The following is a 12,974-nucleotide window of genomic DNA, read 5'->3' on the forward strand; positions in this document are numbered from 1 at the left end:
CCAATTGAGCCTATGGTGGTGGTTAGGAATGAGAATGCTTCTGATACACAGCGACTATCTGGAGTATGAGGTCAAAGACAAGGCCCTTAAGAACCCGGAGCCGATAAGTGAAGAACAGAAGAAGGGAAGGCTCGACGAGGTTCTGGCGGTTTTCATGAGCGTTGAGAAGGCCGACGAGACCAACCCCGATGAGATCGTCGAGAAGGCCGTTGTCGAGATTAAGGACGTTGCTTCACAGGTAAAGGCTGACAGGATATTCGTTTATCCCTTCGCCCACCTGAGCAGCGAGCTGGCAAAGCCCGACGTCGCCCTCAAAGTGCTCCAGAAGATCGAGGAGAGGCTCAGGGAGGAGGGCTTTGAGGTCAAGCGCGCGCCCTTCGGCTACTACAAGGCGTTCAGGCTGAGCTGCAAGGGCCACCCGCTGGCGGAGCTCAGCAGGACGATAGTGCCGAGCGGCGAGACTGTCAGCAAGGAGGAGCGCAACATAGCCCTTGAGAAGGAGGAGGAGCTGAAGAGTTACTGGTACGTGCTTACGCCTGAGGGTGAGCTGGTCGAGGTCGAGAAGTTCGACTTCACCGGGCACGAGAACCTCAGGAAGTTCGCCAACTACGAGATAAGCAAGAACAGGGTGGCGGAGAGGGAGCCGCCCCACGTCAGAATAATGCTTGACCAGGAGTTAGTTGACTACGAGCCAGGAAGCGACCCCGGAAACCTCAGGTACTACCCGAAGGGCAGGCTCATCAAGGGTCTCCTCGAGCAGTACGTCACCGAGAAGGTCATAGAGTACGGCGCCATGGAGGTCGAGACCCCGATTATGTACGACTTCGAGCACCCTGCGCTCGAGAAGTACCTCAACCGCTTCCCGGCGAGGCAGTACGTCGTCAAGAGCGGCGACAAGAAGTTCTTCCTCCGCTTCGCTGCATGCTTCGGCCAGTTCCTCATAAAGAAGGATGCCACGATAAGCTACCGCAACCTGCCGCTCAGGATGTACGAGCTTACCCGCTACTCATTCAGGCGCGAGAAGAGCGGAGAACTCTCTGGCCTCAGGAGGCTCAGGGCCTTCACGATGCCGGATATGCACACCGTTGCGAGGGACCTCAAGCAGGCCATGGACGAGTTCAAGAAGCAGTACAAGCTCAGCATGGAGGTTCTCAGGGGAGTTGGCCTCACCCCGGACGACTATGAAGTTGCCATAAGGTTCACCGAGGACTTCTGGAAGGAGAACAGGGACTTCGTCGTTGAGCTGGCGAGGATAATCGGCAAGCCTGTCCTCATCGAGATGTGGAAGCAGAGGTTTTTCTACTTCATACTCAAGTTCGAGTTCAACTTCGTGGACAACCTCGACAAGGCCGCAGCTCTGAGCACCGTCCAGATCGACGTCGAGAACGCCGAGCGCTTCGGCATAACCTACTACAACGAGGAAGGCAAGGAGGAGCACCCGCTCATACTCCACTGCTCACCCAGCGGCGCCATTGAGCGCGTTATGTACGCCATCCTTGAGAAGCAGGCGAAGCTTCAGGCGAAGGGCACTAAGCCGGCCTTCCCGCTCTGGCTCAGCCCGATACAGGTCAGGGTTATCCCCGTCAGCGAAGAAGTTATGGACTATGCGCTCTACGTCGCTGGAAAGCTCGAAGGCGCGAAGATTCGCGCTGATGTCGACGACACCAACGACAGGCTCAACAAGAAGATAAGGAAGGCCGAGAAGGAGTGGATTCCCTACGTCATCGTCGTCGGCAGGAACGAGAAGGAGCAGGACACCGTAACCGTCAGGAGGAGGAGCGACGGAAGGCAGGTCGAGATGCAGCTCGAGGATCTCATCAAAGAGATAAAGGGCCAGGTTGAGGGCTTCCCGTACAGGCCGAGGCCTCTGCCGCTGCTCCTCAGCAGGAGGCCCAAGTTCAGGGGTTGAGGTTCTCTTTCAGCACTTTTTTCAGGTATATCTTTTCCTTATCCCCCGTCACCCTCAGGGAGTACGTGACTGGCTCAAAATCCGCACAGGGGGATTTTATTATGTACAGCAGCTCCTTAATGTAATCCTTCTCGATCCACGACCTCGCCAGAACGACGTAATCACTGATGGTAGAAGTCCACGCGACGAACCTCTTTGAAACTATATCCGAGTTCACGGGGAGCAGAAGAATCGAATCGGGGAATCTAACGCTCTTTGTGGCCACGGTCTGGTTGAGCAGCTTGAGCGTGTTCTCCTCCCCGAGCATCATAGCCGCACCGTCGAGGGTGTATACCAACCGGATAATTTTCCCGGAGCTCACCTTCATCCTAAGGGGGCCCCAGTAGATACGGTCTATCTTGGGGTTTATTGTTTCGGGCTCAACCTTGTCGAGATAGAACACACCTGGGAGGTTTTCTGTACTTGCGTAGCGGGAGCCAAACACATCTATCACTGCAAGGTTGCCGTTTTGGAGCGCTTCCATGAAGTCCAGTCCAACACTGCGGCCCCGTCGAAACAGTCCCCGAAGGGGGACGCTGTAATTTGACATAACCCCAAAATAGCCCTCTTCAAGGGCTTTCTTAAGAAAAAGAAGAGAGACCTGCCACGCCGAGGAGTACGCATCATATATAACCGCGACGGTGGAACCGGAAATGCATTTATCCTGAAACAAATCAAAAATATTAAAATCACTCATTTGGGCCACCCTGTGAGGCCCCTGCGAGGATCTCACTCAGGAAGTCCCTGGCATCCTCGCTGAATTCCTTCATAGGGACTTCCTTACCGTACTTGTCGTAGACCTTGCCGTCCCTGAAGTTTATCTCAAAGACCTCGTAGCGCTCCTCGCTCTTCTCGTGGTGCTTGATGCCGTGTCCCTTCAGGTGCCTCTCGAGGCTCTCGACATCGACGTACTTTCCGCACTCTTCACACCTGTAGAACTGCCAGAAGACGTAATCCTGGCCGGCGAGCATGTTGTTCTTGATGTGGTTGATGAGGGCGCCTCCGAGGTACTCATAGAGGTCCTCCTGGATCAGGTTCCCCCCATCCTCGACGACCTTGAAGCCGCTCCATACGATGTGGTCGTTGATATCGGCGAGGGTCGCCTTTATGTAGCGGTAGGTAAGGATGAACGCCCCGTTGTGGACGTAGAACACGTTCTTGTCCGGAACCGCTATTATCCGTATTCCGGCCCCATCACTCTTGGCCAGCTTCTCCGCGTGCTCCTTGTTGTCCGCGACGTCTATTGTGACCCGGACGTTGCTCTTCTTGTGGATCCCCACTATCTTGTCGCCGGATATTTCCCAGTGATAATCATCCAGGTATCTCACCTGAGCGTAGACCCTCTTTATTCTTGGGCTCAGTTCACCGTACTGCATCAGTCACCACCGTGGGGAACTCGAAGCCAACGTTAATAAGCTTTAGCGGAAAATTTTAAAAAGGGTCGTTCAGGGAGGAAAAGGTTCCGATGGAGAAAAGCTACCTCCCAAAGCGCCTCTGGCGCTTTTGATACTCGCGTATTATTCTGAGGAAGTCAATCTTTCTAAACTCTGGGAAATACACATCGACGAAGAACAGTTCGCTGTATGCAATCTGGTACAGGAGAAAGTTGCTTATTCTCTCCTCTCCGCCGGTCCTTATGACGATGTCGGGGTCGGGCATGTTCGGGTAATAGAGGTACTCCTTTATGAGCTCCTCATCAACGTCCTCCGGCTTTATCTTTCCCGCCAGGGCGTCCCTCACGATGTCCTTAACCGCATCGGCTATCTCACTCCTCCCCCCGTAGGCGAGGGCTATGTTCAGCGTGTAGTTGGAGTACTTCCTGGTGGCCCGCTCCGCCTCCTCCGCGGCTTTCCTGACGTTCTCAGGGAGAAGCTCCTTCCTGCCCAGGACGTTAACGCGGATGCCGTACTTGTGCACCCTCTCGTCGGTGAGGAGCTCCTTGAACTTCTCTTCAAAGAGCCCCATGAGAGCGTTCACTTCCTCAGGCGTTCTCTTGAAGTTCTCGGTGGAGAAGGCGTAAACTGTGAGCGTCCTTATACCCAGCTCACGGCACCACTCGAGTATCTCCTCGAGCTTCTGGGAGCCGAAGAGATGGCCGTACCAAGGCGGCTTCTCGAGCTTTCTGGCCCAGCGCCTGTTTCCGTCCATTATTATGGCCACGTGGTTGGGTATGCGGCCTCCCTTGACCCTATCAAGAAGGTACCCCTCATAGACGTCGTAAACGGGCCTGAACAAAATGTGGGGAACGTGAGAAAGAAGACGGGAAAGCATCCGGCATCACTCGATCCTCTTCCTTGACCCGAGGTGCTTCTCCGCCAGCTCCATGTATATCTCGGCGTTCTTCTTCGTCCACTCGATCTCCTCTTCGCTGAGCTGCCTGACGACCTTGCCGGGAACGCCGACGACGAGGCTGTAGTCGGGTATCTCCTTTCCGGGCGGAACGAGGGCACCGGCACCTATAACGACGTGCTTGCCTATCTTGGCACCGTCGAGCACCACAGCACCCATGCCTATGATGGTGTAATCACCTATCTCGGCACCGTGCACGACGGCGTTGTGGCCGATGGTGACGTACTTTCCGATTATCGTCGGCTGGCCGTGGGAGGTGTGTATGCTGACGTTGTCCTGAACGTTGGAGCAGGGGCCAATGTAAATCTGCTCTATGTCTCCCCTCAAAACGGCGCTCGGCCAGACGCTGCTCTTCTCCTCAAGGACGACGTCTCCTATGACGGAGGCACTCTCATCGACGAAGGCGGTCTCATGAATTTTAGGCCTCTTTCCATCGAGTTCGTAAATCGCCATAAGCATCACCAGGTTTACTCCTCGACATAACTTATAAACCTAACCGGGCAAGATGGTTCGAGGGAGTGCAATGAGGTACAGAAGGGGAGCGAGCGCGGAGAGGGAACTCATAAAGATGCTCGAAAAAGCCGGCTTCGCGGTCGTCCGCTCTGCCGGAAGCAAGAAGGTTGATATAATAGCCGGAAACGGGAAACTCTACCTCTGCATAGAGGTCAAAAGCACCCACGATGATCGGCTCTACTTCAGCGAGGAGGACTACAGAAAGCTGACATCCTTTGCCGAGCGGTTCGGGGGAAGGCCCGTGGTGGCGGTTAAGTTCATCAACAACGGCTGGAGGTTCTTCTACCCAGCAAACCTAGAGAAAGGGGGCAAGAACTATAAGGTAAGCCTTCAAACAAAGAATTACCTTACCTTCGATGAAGTCATCGGGCGACAGAGGTCCCTCGAAGGGGTGATAGAACGTGAAACTTAGGGGCATCATGATTATACTCCTGCTCACTGCGGTGCTTCCGTTTCTGCCCCCCACAAGCGCCCAGTCGCCTCTCGTAATCGTGCCGCTGAACAACGACTTCTCCGGGGTTCCCGGGGACACCATAATAATCCCGTTCAGGCTGGAGAACCTCGGAAACCAGACCCTCGAAAACGTCAGCGTTTACATCACCGGGCCTGCCGAAGGATTCCTCTACCAGAGCAAGGTCATCAGAGAGCCTATAGAACCGAACCAAACTTACCAGGACACGCTCTCCGTGAAAATACTGAACGCGGACACCGGGAGGTACACCCTGAAACTGGTAGCGAGGATGGGAAACACGTATAGTGAAGCTCCAATCGATATTAAAGTCAGACTCGTGGTGGACTATTCCCTGTACGTCATCTCTGAGGAGAAGTACATATACGGTCATGAGGTTTCGCTGAAACTTAAGGCCGTTACCGGGGCGAACGGCGTGCTGACCGGAAGGATCGGATATTATATGAACCACAACGGACACATCGTTAAGAACGTCAGCCTGGTGACATACATTAAACCCGGAGACTCGTGGGAACAGGATATGTTCCTCCAGAAGCCTGAAATCGGGGAATACACCCTGACTCTGTGGGCAAACTTTAGCGGAGTTTTCAAAGAGGTTTCCAAGACGTTCATTGTATACCAGAGGAACCTCACCTACCGGGCGTTTTACAGGGACGGTTCAATAAACGTAGAGGTTTATGGGGAGGATGGAAGGGGTGTAGAGGGAATCCCCGTCAGCATCAACGGTACGGTGCTCACGACCGATGAAAGCGGCAGGGTGATTTACGCAGTATCCACCCCCGGAACTTATCAGATAACCCTGAATCTGGACGGAAGAATAGCCCACACTACTGTCAATGTGGACTCCCTACAGATGACACTCTTCCAGAATAAAACCAGGATTGTTGTCACAGTCACCAACACAAAAGGCGACCCCCTGGCCAATGTAACTGTCGTGGCCGTTGGGCCGAAGGGGACGGATTACAGGATAACCGACACATCCGGGACCGCGGTAGTTAACCTTGAAATCACCGGGTATGGAACAGTCATGATTCGGGCCACGAGCAGTAGGTATCTGGGCACGTCCGCCAATCTCAAAGTTGCCGAACCGGAAAAGCCTTCCGCGCCGACCACAATGTCCAGCCCGAGCCCAACGACCACCACACCCCAACCACCCACAACCACCATTCCCTCAAAGCCCGCGAAGAATTACGGCCCGCTGGCGGCAATACTTCTGATTGCGGGCGTGGTTCTGGCCGGAAGTTCGCACATGGCATTCTTCAGGCCAACGATTCTGGAGGAAACCCTCGACAGGTACTACTTCGTCAAAGTAAAAGCCCCCCGGCTGAAGAGCGTTGATAACTTCAGGTTTGAGAAGGGTGTCAACGCAATAGAGGTTAGGGCGACGAAGGGCAGGGCCGAAATAGGCGACGGAAAGGTTGTGTGGGAGATAGAGCATCTGGAGCCGGAGGAGGAGGCCTACCTGCAGGTCATCCTCGGCTGAATCCCTTTTCTTTCGTAAACCTTATTAAGCTGACTAAACACATTCAGATGGAAATCTAAAGGAGGCGAAAGCCATGGTGGACATTGAACTGCTCAGGAAAGTTGTAGAGGCGCCAGGCGTTTCCGGCCACGAGTTTCTTGGAATAAGGGACGTCGTTTTCGAGGCCCTGAAGGACCACGTGGACGAGATATACGTTGACAAGCTTGGCAACGTTATCGCCCACAAGAAGGGTAACGGGCCGAGGATAATGATCGCGGCCCACATGGACAAGATAGGCGTCATGGTCAACCACATAGACAAGGAGGGCTACCTCCACGTCGTTCCCGTTGGAGGCGTTGACCCCAGAACCCTCGTCGCCCAGAGGATAAGGTTCTTCACCGAGAAGGGCGAGCGCTTTGGAGTCGTCGGCCACATACCGCCCCACCTCCAGAAGCCGGAGGACAGGAAGAAGGCCGCAGACTGGGATACCATAGTCGTTGACGTCGGCGCGGACAGTAAGGAGGAAGCCGAAGAGATGGGCTTCCGCGTTGGAACCATCGGCGAGTTTGCCCCCGCTTTCACCCAGCTCAACGAGAACAGAATTGCAACGCCGTATCTCGACGACCGTGTCTGCCTCTACGCTATGATAGAGACGGCTAGGGCCGTCGAGAACCACGAGGCAGACATATACTTTGTGGCCAGTGTTCAGGAAGAGGTCGGCCTCAGGGGTGCAAGGGTTGCGAGCTACGCCATAGACCCGGAGATAGGCATAGCCATGGACGTCACCTTCGCCAAGCAGGTCGGCGACAAGGGCAAAATTGTGCCCAAGCTCGGCGGCGGACCGGTCATGGACGTCGGCCCGAACATCAACCCCAAGGTCAGGGCCTTCGCGGACGAAGTTGCCAAGAAGTACGAGATACCGCTCCAGGTCGAGGCCAGTCCGAGACCGACGGGAACCGACGCCAACATAATGCAGATCAACCGCGAGGGCGTTGCAACGGCAGTCCTCAGCATACCGATACGCTACATGCACAGCCAGGTCGAGACCGCTGACCTTAGGGACATAGACAAGACCATCGAGTTCGCCAGGCGCTTCCTCGAGGAGCTCCGCGAGATGGACCTCATTCCGTGAGGTACTACTCAATAGCGATCCACTCAACACACACCAAAACAAACGCTGAGGGCATGATAACCGCTTCCCGCGTGATCAGGGGCCTTTTCTAATTTTTCCGGTACTTCTAACTCTTTGGAATTTATACAATGTTCCCAAAGCGTTCCAAGGAAAAAGTTTATTTTGTCCGGGGTTAACTTTGATATTGATAATGCAACAACGATTCAGAAACATCCGGCAACGGAGGCACCGCGATGATAGAAGTTGAGCTGAAGGGGTACGCCAACGATGACATTTTCGACCATGTCCGGGAGAAGTTCAAGCTCATGAGGCGGGAGTATCAGGAGGACACGTATTTCTCGCACCCCTGCCGGGACTTCAGCGAAACGGATGAGGCACTGAGGATACGGGTGAAAAAATTTAATGGACATTTTGAGGCGTTCTTGACGTACAAAGGACCCAAACTTGACCAAGAATCAAAAACCCGCCGGGAGATAGAGGTGCCAATAACCGACCCCGACGAGCATGAACAGATACTGAACTCCCTGGGTTTCCACGAGGTCATGACCGTTGTAAAAGTGCGGGAGAAGTACTACTACGACAAGGGGATAGTAATCACCCTGGACAATGTGGAAGGACTCGGCAAGTTCGTGGAAGTGGAGACCCTTGTGGAGAGCGAGGAGGAGATAGAACCCGCCGTAAAGAGACTTCGGGGTATACTCAATTCGATAGGGGTAACCAAACTCGAGAGAAGATCCTACCTGGAATTGTTGCTCGGGGGGAAAGGATGAGTAGAAGCAAACTCGACGAGTTCTTCAAGTCCCTTGGGGGTAAGGAGAATAAAAAATCAGACCTGGAGATACTTGATGAAATCGAGGATTCTTTAAAGGAGGGCAATATAGACCACGCCATACTCCTTCTCCGTGATATAAGCAAGGAGCACAATCTTTTCCTGGCCCTGAGAATGGTGCTCAGAGAAATCCTCTCAACAGGCAATCTCACTGGAAATAAGTCAGGAGCTATCCCCCCGAACGAGGCCGAGGTCAGATCCAGGATTAAGGAGATGACCCTCCTGGTGAACACTATACTTAACCCCCTGCACCGTGCGGTTTTAATGGCGGACATTGCCATCGCGTTTTACAAAATCAACGATGATTTCAGCGGGGACATGACACTCAAAGCTGCCATAGACCTCGCAATAAACAGCACGAACATACTAAAGGAGATAATACTCGGGCTCGTGAATCATGGCCTCCTTGACAAAGCGGGCTACGCGATGAATCTCGTCAAGGATCCAGAAAAGCTCGACGTTGTTCTGGTCCAGCTGGCAGAAAAGCTGTACCGGGAAGGGGACCTGGAAAAGGCAACGCGGGTTCTAAAGCACATAACACACCCATTCCACAAAGCCATGGCGCTTTACTCCATAGCCCTGATAGAGGCAGATAGAAACAGGGAAGACGCCAAGAAGATACTGGAGGTAGCGTTTAAGGTGGCGGAGAAGATAAACGACCCCCACGCGAGGTTTGAAGTGAACATGAAGCTCTACGACTTAAAGCACACGCTCGAAGGCACCTCCGTCAATCTGATGAGCGTCCTATCAGGCGAAGGAAAGCCTCAGGAGTGAGAACCGTCTCACCGAGCACGCCCCTTTTCTTCAGCTCGTGGGAAACCTCAAGGGCCGGCGGAAGCTTCACCCCGAGCTTTCTGAGGGTATCCGCCTCCTCCGCGACCTCCTCGGGGGTCCCCTGAAGGACTATCTCACCACGATCCATGACTATAACCCTGTCGGCGTAGCGGAGAATGTAGTCAGTATGATGCTCCACGAGGACGACGGTTATACCGTGCTCCCTGTTGAGAAGCGACACAAGGCCCAGAACCTCCCTCCTTCCCACGGGGTCAAGCTGGCTCGTCGGCTCGTCGAGGACTATTATTGACGGATCCATCGCAAGAACCGCCGCTATAGCGAGCCTCTGCTGCTGACCGCCGCTCAGGTTCGGCGGGAACTCCCCCTCAAGACCCCTCAGGCCGGTGACCTCGAGAGCCCACCGCAGCCTTCTGAGTATCTCATTCCGCTCAAGCCCCAGGTTTTCCAGACCGAAGGCTATCTCCTCCTCCACGGTCATGTTGAAGAGCTGGCTCTCGGGGTTCTGGAGGACGAGACCGACGACCGCGGAAAGCGTTGGGACGGGAGTTTCCTTCGTGTTGTACTCCTCCCCTGTCCTTGGGTCGGTAATAACCACATCGCCCTCGAACTCCCCCTTTATCGAGTTTGGGATTATTCCGTTGAGGGTGAGGCAGAGGGTGGACTTTCCGCTCCCGCTCGGGCCGATTATCCCGAGGAGCTCCCCCCGCTTTACCGTGAAGCTGACGTCCTTCAGGGAATACCTCTCCGCCCGACGGTACCTGAAGCGAAGGTCCTCAACACTGATTACGTTCATCTGCCCCTCACCACCCTCGGAACGAGGAAGAACGTGCTTATAATGAAGACCAAGGTGGAGAATATCTCGAGCCTCCCTATCCACATGTGGAGGATGAGGAGCACCTTCATATCGACGGGCATGTAGGTTGAGGTTATCCCCACGCTCAGCCCAACATTGCCCTGGGCGGAGGCCACCTCGAAGAAGGAATCCACGAGGCTGGTTCCCATGCGAAGCATTGTGTAAACGGTTCCGAAGAGGAGCAGGGCGATGTAGGTTATCGTGAAGCTCATGACCTCCTGAATATCCTCCTCGGTGAACAGATAGCTGCCGACCTTGCGCTTTATAATGGCTCCCCTGGGGAGTATGGCCTGTTGAATCGTCCATTTGAGACTCTCGTACATCAGCGTGACGCGGATGAGCTTTATACCTCCCGCAGTGCTTCCAGCCCCACCGCCTATGACCATGAGGATTCCGATTATGAACTTGCCGAGCTCGGGGTACCTGCTGAGATCCGCTATGCCAAAGCCTGTGCATGTTATTGCAGAGACGGAGTGAAAAACCGCCTGGCGGAGGGAATCGCCCACATTATCGCCCACCTGGATGAGGCTGTAAGCAGTTATCGCCACCGCGGGGATGAGGAAAATGAACATGTACCTGACCTGGATGTCCTCAAAGAAGGGCTTCAGGTGCTTGCTGACGAACATCCTGTAATGGACCGTGAAGTTGACGGCACCCATTATCATCAGGAATATCGTGACCGCCTCGATGGACGTGCTGTTGAAGTAGCCGATGCTGAGGTCGTGGGTGCTCATACCACCCGTCCCCAGGCCGGTCATGGAGTGGGTAACCGCATCGAAGAGGGGCATGCCGTTGATGTAGTACAGGTAAACGCCCACAACGGTCAGGACGGAATATATCTGGAAGATGACCTTGGATGTGTTAACTAGGTTGGGAAGGATTCTCTCGCTCCTGGCTTCGGCCCGGTAAAGCCTCGCAGCAGCCACCCCCGGACGTATGAGGACGGTAAGGGCAACGAGAACTATACCGATTCCACCGAGCCACTGCATCCAGGCACGCCAGAAGAGGAGGATATGGGGATAGCTCTCCAGATTGGTCATCATGGTGAGACCCGTACCTGTCCACGCGCTCATGCTTTCGAAGTAGGAGTCGATGAACGACATCTTGGCTATGGCCATGAAGGGTACGACGCTTATGGCGGAGGCAAAAAGCCAGGTGAACGCGGCCGAAACCATTGCCTGCCGGAGGTTGACGTCCTCAATTTTACCCATGTGCCTCGCCAGCCAGGCACCGAAGAGCACACAGAACGTGCCCGGGAGGGCAAAGTAGATGACGTAGTTAATCTCCTCTGGATAGAACCATGCCAGCAGCACCGGGATGAGGTAGGCAATACCCACGCCCTGAAGGATTGAGCCGATGAGGTTCTTCACCACGAACAGATCGTCCGAGATGTTGATGTGCTTGCCGAGTTCCAGCATAGGCCCACCGTAGGGTTAGGGTTTGCACCAAATAAAAGGTTTTCCCGTGGAAAGGTTTAAGGGGCACGGTGCTCCCCCATTTATGGTGATAAAAAGTGGACGAAAGGGAGGCACTGATAAAGGCCGGCGAGATAGCCAGACAGGTCAAGAAGGAAGTTGCCGAACTCATAAAGCCGGGAGCAAAGCTCTATGACATCGCCGAGTTCGTTGAAAGGCGCATAGTTGAGCTTGGCGGAAAACCGGCGTTCCCGTGCAACCTTTCAATAAACGAGATTGCGGCCCACTACACACCATACAAGGGCGACGAAACCGTCCTCAGGGAGGGTGACTACCTCAAGCTCGACCTTGGGGTCCACGTCGATGGATACATAGCCGACACCGCCGTGACCTACCGCGTCGGGATGGAAGAGGACGAGCTGATGGCGGCCGCCAGGGAGGCCCTCGAGAACGCCATCTCCACGATCAGGGCAGGTACCAAGATAAACGAGCTGGGGAAGGCCATAGAGGACACCATACGCGGGAAAGGATTCAACCCGATAGTCAATCTAAGCGGCCACAAGATACAGCGCTACAAGCTCCACGCCGGCATCAGCATACCCAACATATACCGCCCGGCCGATAGCTACGAGCTCAAGGAGGGGGATGTCATAGCGATAGAGCCCTTCGCGACCACCGGTGCCGGCCAGGTCATAGAGGTGCCGCCGGCGCTCATCTTCATGTACGTGCGCGATAGGCCCGTCAGAATGGCCCATGCAAGGAGGCTCCTCATGCACATCAAGAGGGAGTACAGCACCCTGCCCTTCGCCTACCGCTGGCTGCAGGACTTCATGCCGGAGGGACAGCTCAAGCTCGCCCTCGCCCAGCTCGACAGGGTCGGGGCCGTTTACAGCTACCCGATACTGCGTGAGGTCAGGGGCGGCACGGTCGCCCAGTTCGAGCACACGGTCATCGTGGAGAAGGACGGGGCATACATCATGACCTAAGGCCTTTTCTATCCAATTTTGCGGCAGGTTTATTCCTTCACCCTAAAGGACAAGACATCGAAAATAGCCGAAGTCAGCATCTCATTTTCCTATTTATCGGACACTGACTGCGGGTTGAGTAAGGTAGTTCTGCAGGGATGTCTCACATTCACAGCGCCCGCAGGACGCTATAGCCTGAGCGAGACAGGAGAAGAAGGGAAGTTAAAGGACCCCCATCGGGCTC

Annotated in this window: 13 protein-coding genes; 7 read left to right on the forward strand and 6 right to left on the reverse strand. The window is 54.6% G+C overall.

Annotated elements, in window-relative coordinates:
* Window positions 1-28: 28 nt before the first annotated feature.
* Window positions 29-1,909: a threonine--tRNA ligase gene (locus tag FPV09_RS04310; RefSeq protein WP_148882503.1), complete on the forward strand. Its 1,881-nt coding sequence runs from the start codon at window positions 29-31 to the stop codon at window positions 1,907-1,909.
* Here FPV09_RS04310 and FPV09_RS04315 read toward each other — a convergent pair.
* The 4 genes from FPV09_RS04315 to FPV09_RS04330 all read right to left on the reverse strand — a co-directional run bounded on the left by FPV09_RS04315 (window position 1,899) and on the right by FPV09_RS04330 (window position 4,750).
* Window positions 1,899-2,645, reverse strand: coding sequence for a hypothetical protein (locus FPV09_RS04315; protein ID WP_058939199.1), 747 nt, complete (start codon window positions 2,643-2,645; stop codon window positions 1,899-1,901). The genes FPV09_RS04310 and FPV09_RS04315 overlap by 11 nt on opposite strands.
* Window positions 2,638-3,324 carry a TBP-interacting protein gene (locus FPV09_RS04320; RefSeq protein WP_058939200.1) on the reverse strand — a complete coding sequence of 229 codons (687 nt, stop codon included), beginning with the start codon at window positions 3,322-3,324 and terminating at the stop codon, window positions 2,638-2,640. The genes FPV09_RS04315 and FPV09_RS04320 overlap by 8 nt, the downstream gene beginning before the upstream one ends.
* Window positions 3,325-3,424: 100 nt before the next feature.
* Window positions 3,425-4,219 carry a polyprenyl diphosphate synthase gene (gene uppS, locus FPV09_RS04325; RefSeq protein WP_058939201.1) on the reverse strand — a complete coding sequence of 265 codons (795 nt, stop codon included), beginning with the start codon at window positions 4,217-4,219 and terminating at the stop codon, window positions 3,425-3,427.
* A gap of 6 nt (window positions 4,220-4,225) precedes the next feature.
* Window positions 4,226-4,750 carry a gamma carbonic anhydrase family protein gene (locus FPV09_RS04330; protein ID WP_058939202.1) on the reverse strand — a complete coding sequence of 175 codons (525 nt, stop codon included), beginning with the start codon at window positions 4,748-4,750 and terminating at the stop codon, window positions 4,226-4,228.
* Between the two features lie 70 nt (window positions 4,751-4,820).
* On the opposite strand from FPV09_RS04330, the gene hjc reads away from it, so the two are divergent.
* The 5 genes from hjc (at window position 4,821) to FPV09_RS04355 (ending at window position 9,476) form a co-directional block, all read left to right on the forward strand.
* Window positions 4,821-5,222 (forward strand): Holliday junction resolvase Hjc, encoded by a 402-nt coding sequence (hjc, locus tag FPV09_RS04335; protein WP_148882504.1) that lies wholly within the window; start codon window positions 4,821-4,823, stop codon window positions 5,220-5,222.
* On the forward strand, window positions 5,212-6,762 hold the full coding sequence (locus tag FPV09_RS04340) for an Ig-like domain-containing protein (RefSeq protein WP_148882505.1): 1,551 nt from the start codon (window positions 5,212-5,214) through the stop codon (window positions 6,760-6,762). Before hjc ends, FPV09_RS04340 begins: the two co-directional genes overlap by 11 nt.
* 73 nt (window positions 6,763-6,835) lie before the next feature.
* Window positions 6,836-7,873 (forward strand): lysyl aminopeptidase, encoded by a 1,038-nt coding sequence (locus FPV09_RS04345; RefSeq protein ID WP_148882506.1) that lies wholly within the window; start codon window positions 6,836-6,838, stop codon window positions 7,871-7,873.
* A gap of 233 nt (window positions 7,874-8,106) precedes the next feature.
* Complete coding sequence (gene cyaB / locus FPV09_RS04350) at window positions 8,107-8,643, forward strand: class IV adenylate cyclase (protein WP_058939206.1); 537 nt, start codon at window positions 8,107-8,109, stop codon at window positions 8,641-8,643.
* Window positions 8,640-9,476, forward strand: coding sequence for a hypothetical protein (locus FPV09_RS04355; protein ID WP_148882507.1), 837 nt, complete (start codon window positions 8,640-8,642; stop codon window positions 9,474-9,476). Before cyaB ends, FPV09_RS04355 begins: the two co-directional genes overlap by 4 nt.
* Here the strand turns inward: FPV09_RS04355 and FPV09_RS04360 are convergent.
* The gene (locus FPV09_RS04360) at window positions 9,430-10,290 is read right to left on the reverse strand and encodes an energy-coupling factor ABC transporter ATP-binding protein (protein ID WP_148882508.1); all 861 of its coding nucleotides are present in this window, start codon (window positions 10,288-10,290) and stop codon (window positions 9,430-9,432) included. The genes FPV09_RS04355 and FPV09_RS04360 overlap by 47 nt on opposite strands.
* Window positions 10,287-11,768 carry a TrkH family potassium uptake protein gene (locus tag FPV09_RS04365; protein WP_148882509.1) on the reverse strand — a complete coding sequence of 494 codons (1,482 nt, stop codon included), beginning with the start codon at window positions 11,766-11,768 and terminating at the stop codon, window positions 10,287-10,289. The genes FPV09_RS04360 and FPV09_RS04365 overlap by 4 nt, the downstream gene beginning before the upstream one ends.
* A 95-nt stretch (window positions 11,769-11,863) precedes the next feature.
* Between FPV09_RS04365 and map the strand changes: the two genes are divergently transcribed.
* The gene (map, locus tag FPV09_RS04370) at window positions 11,864-12,751 is read left to right on the forward strand and encodes a type II methionyl aminopeptidase (RefSeq protein ID WP_148882510.1); all 888 of its coding nucleotides are present in this window, start codon (window positions 11,864-11,866) and stop codon (window positions 12,749-12,751) included.
* Window positions 12,752-12,974: the final 223 nt, after the last annotated feature.

Source organism: Thermococcus aciditolerans, from assembly GCF_008152015.1.
In the GTDB taxonomy this organism is placed as follows: domain Archaea; phylum Methanobacteriota_B; class Thermococci; order Thermococcales; family Thermococcaceae; genus Thermococcus; species Thermococcus celericrescens.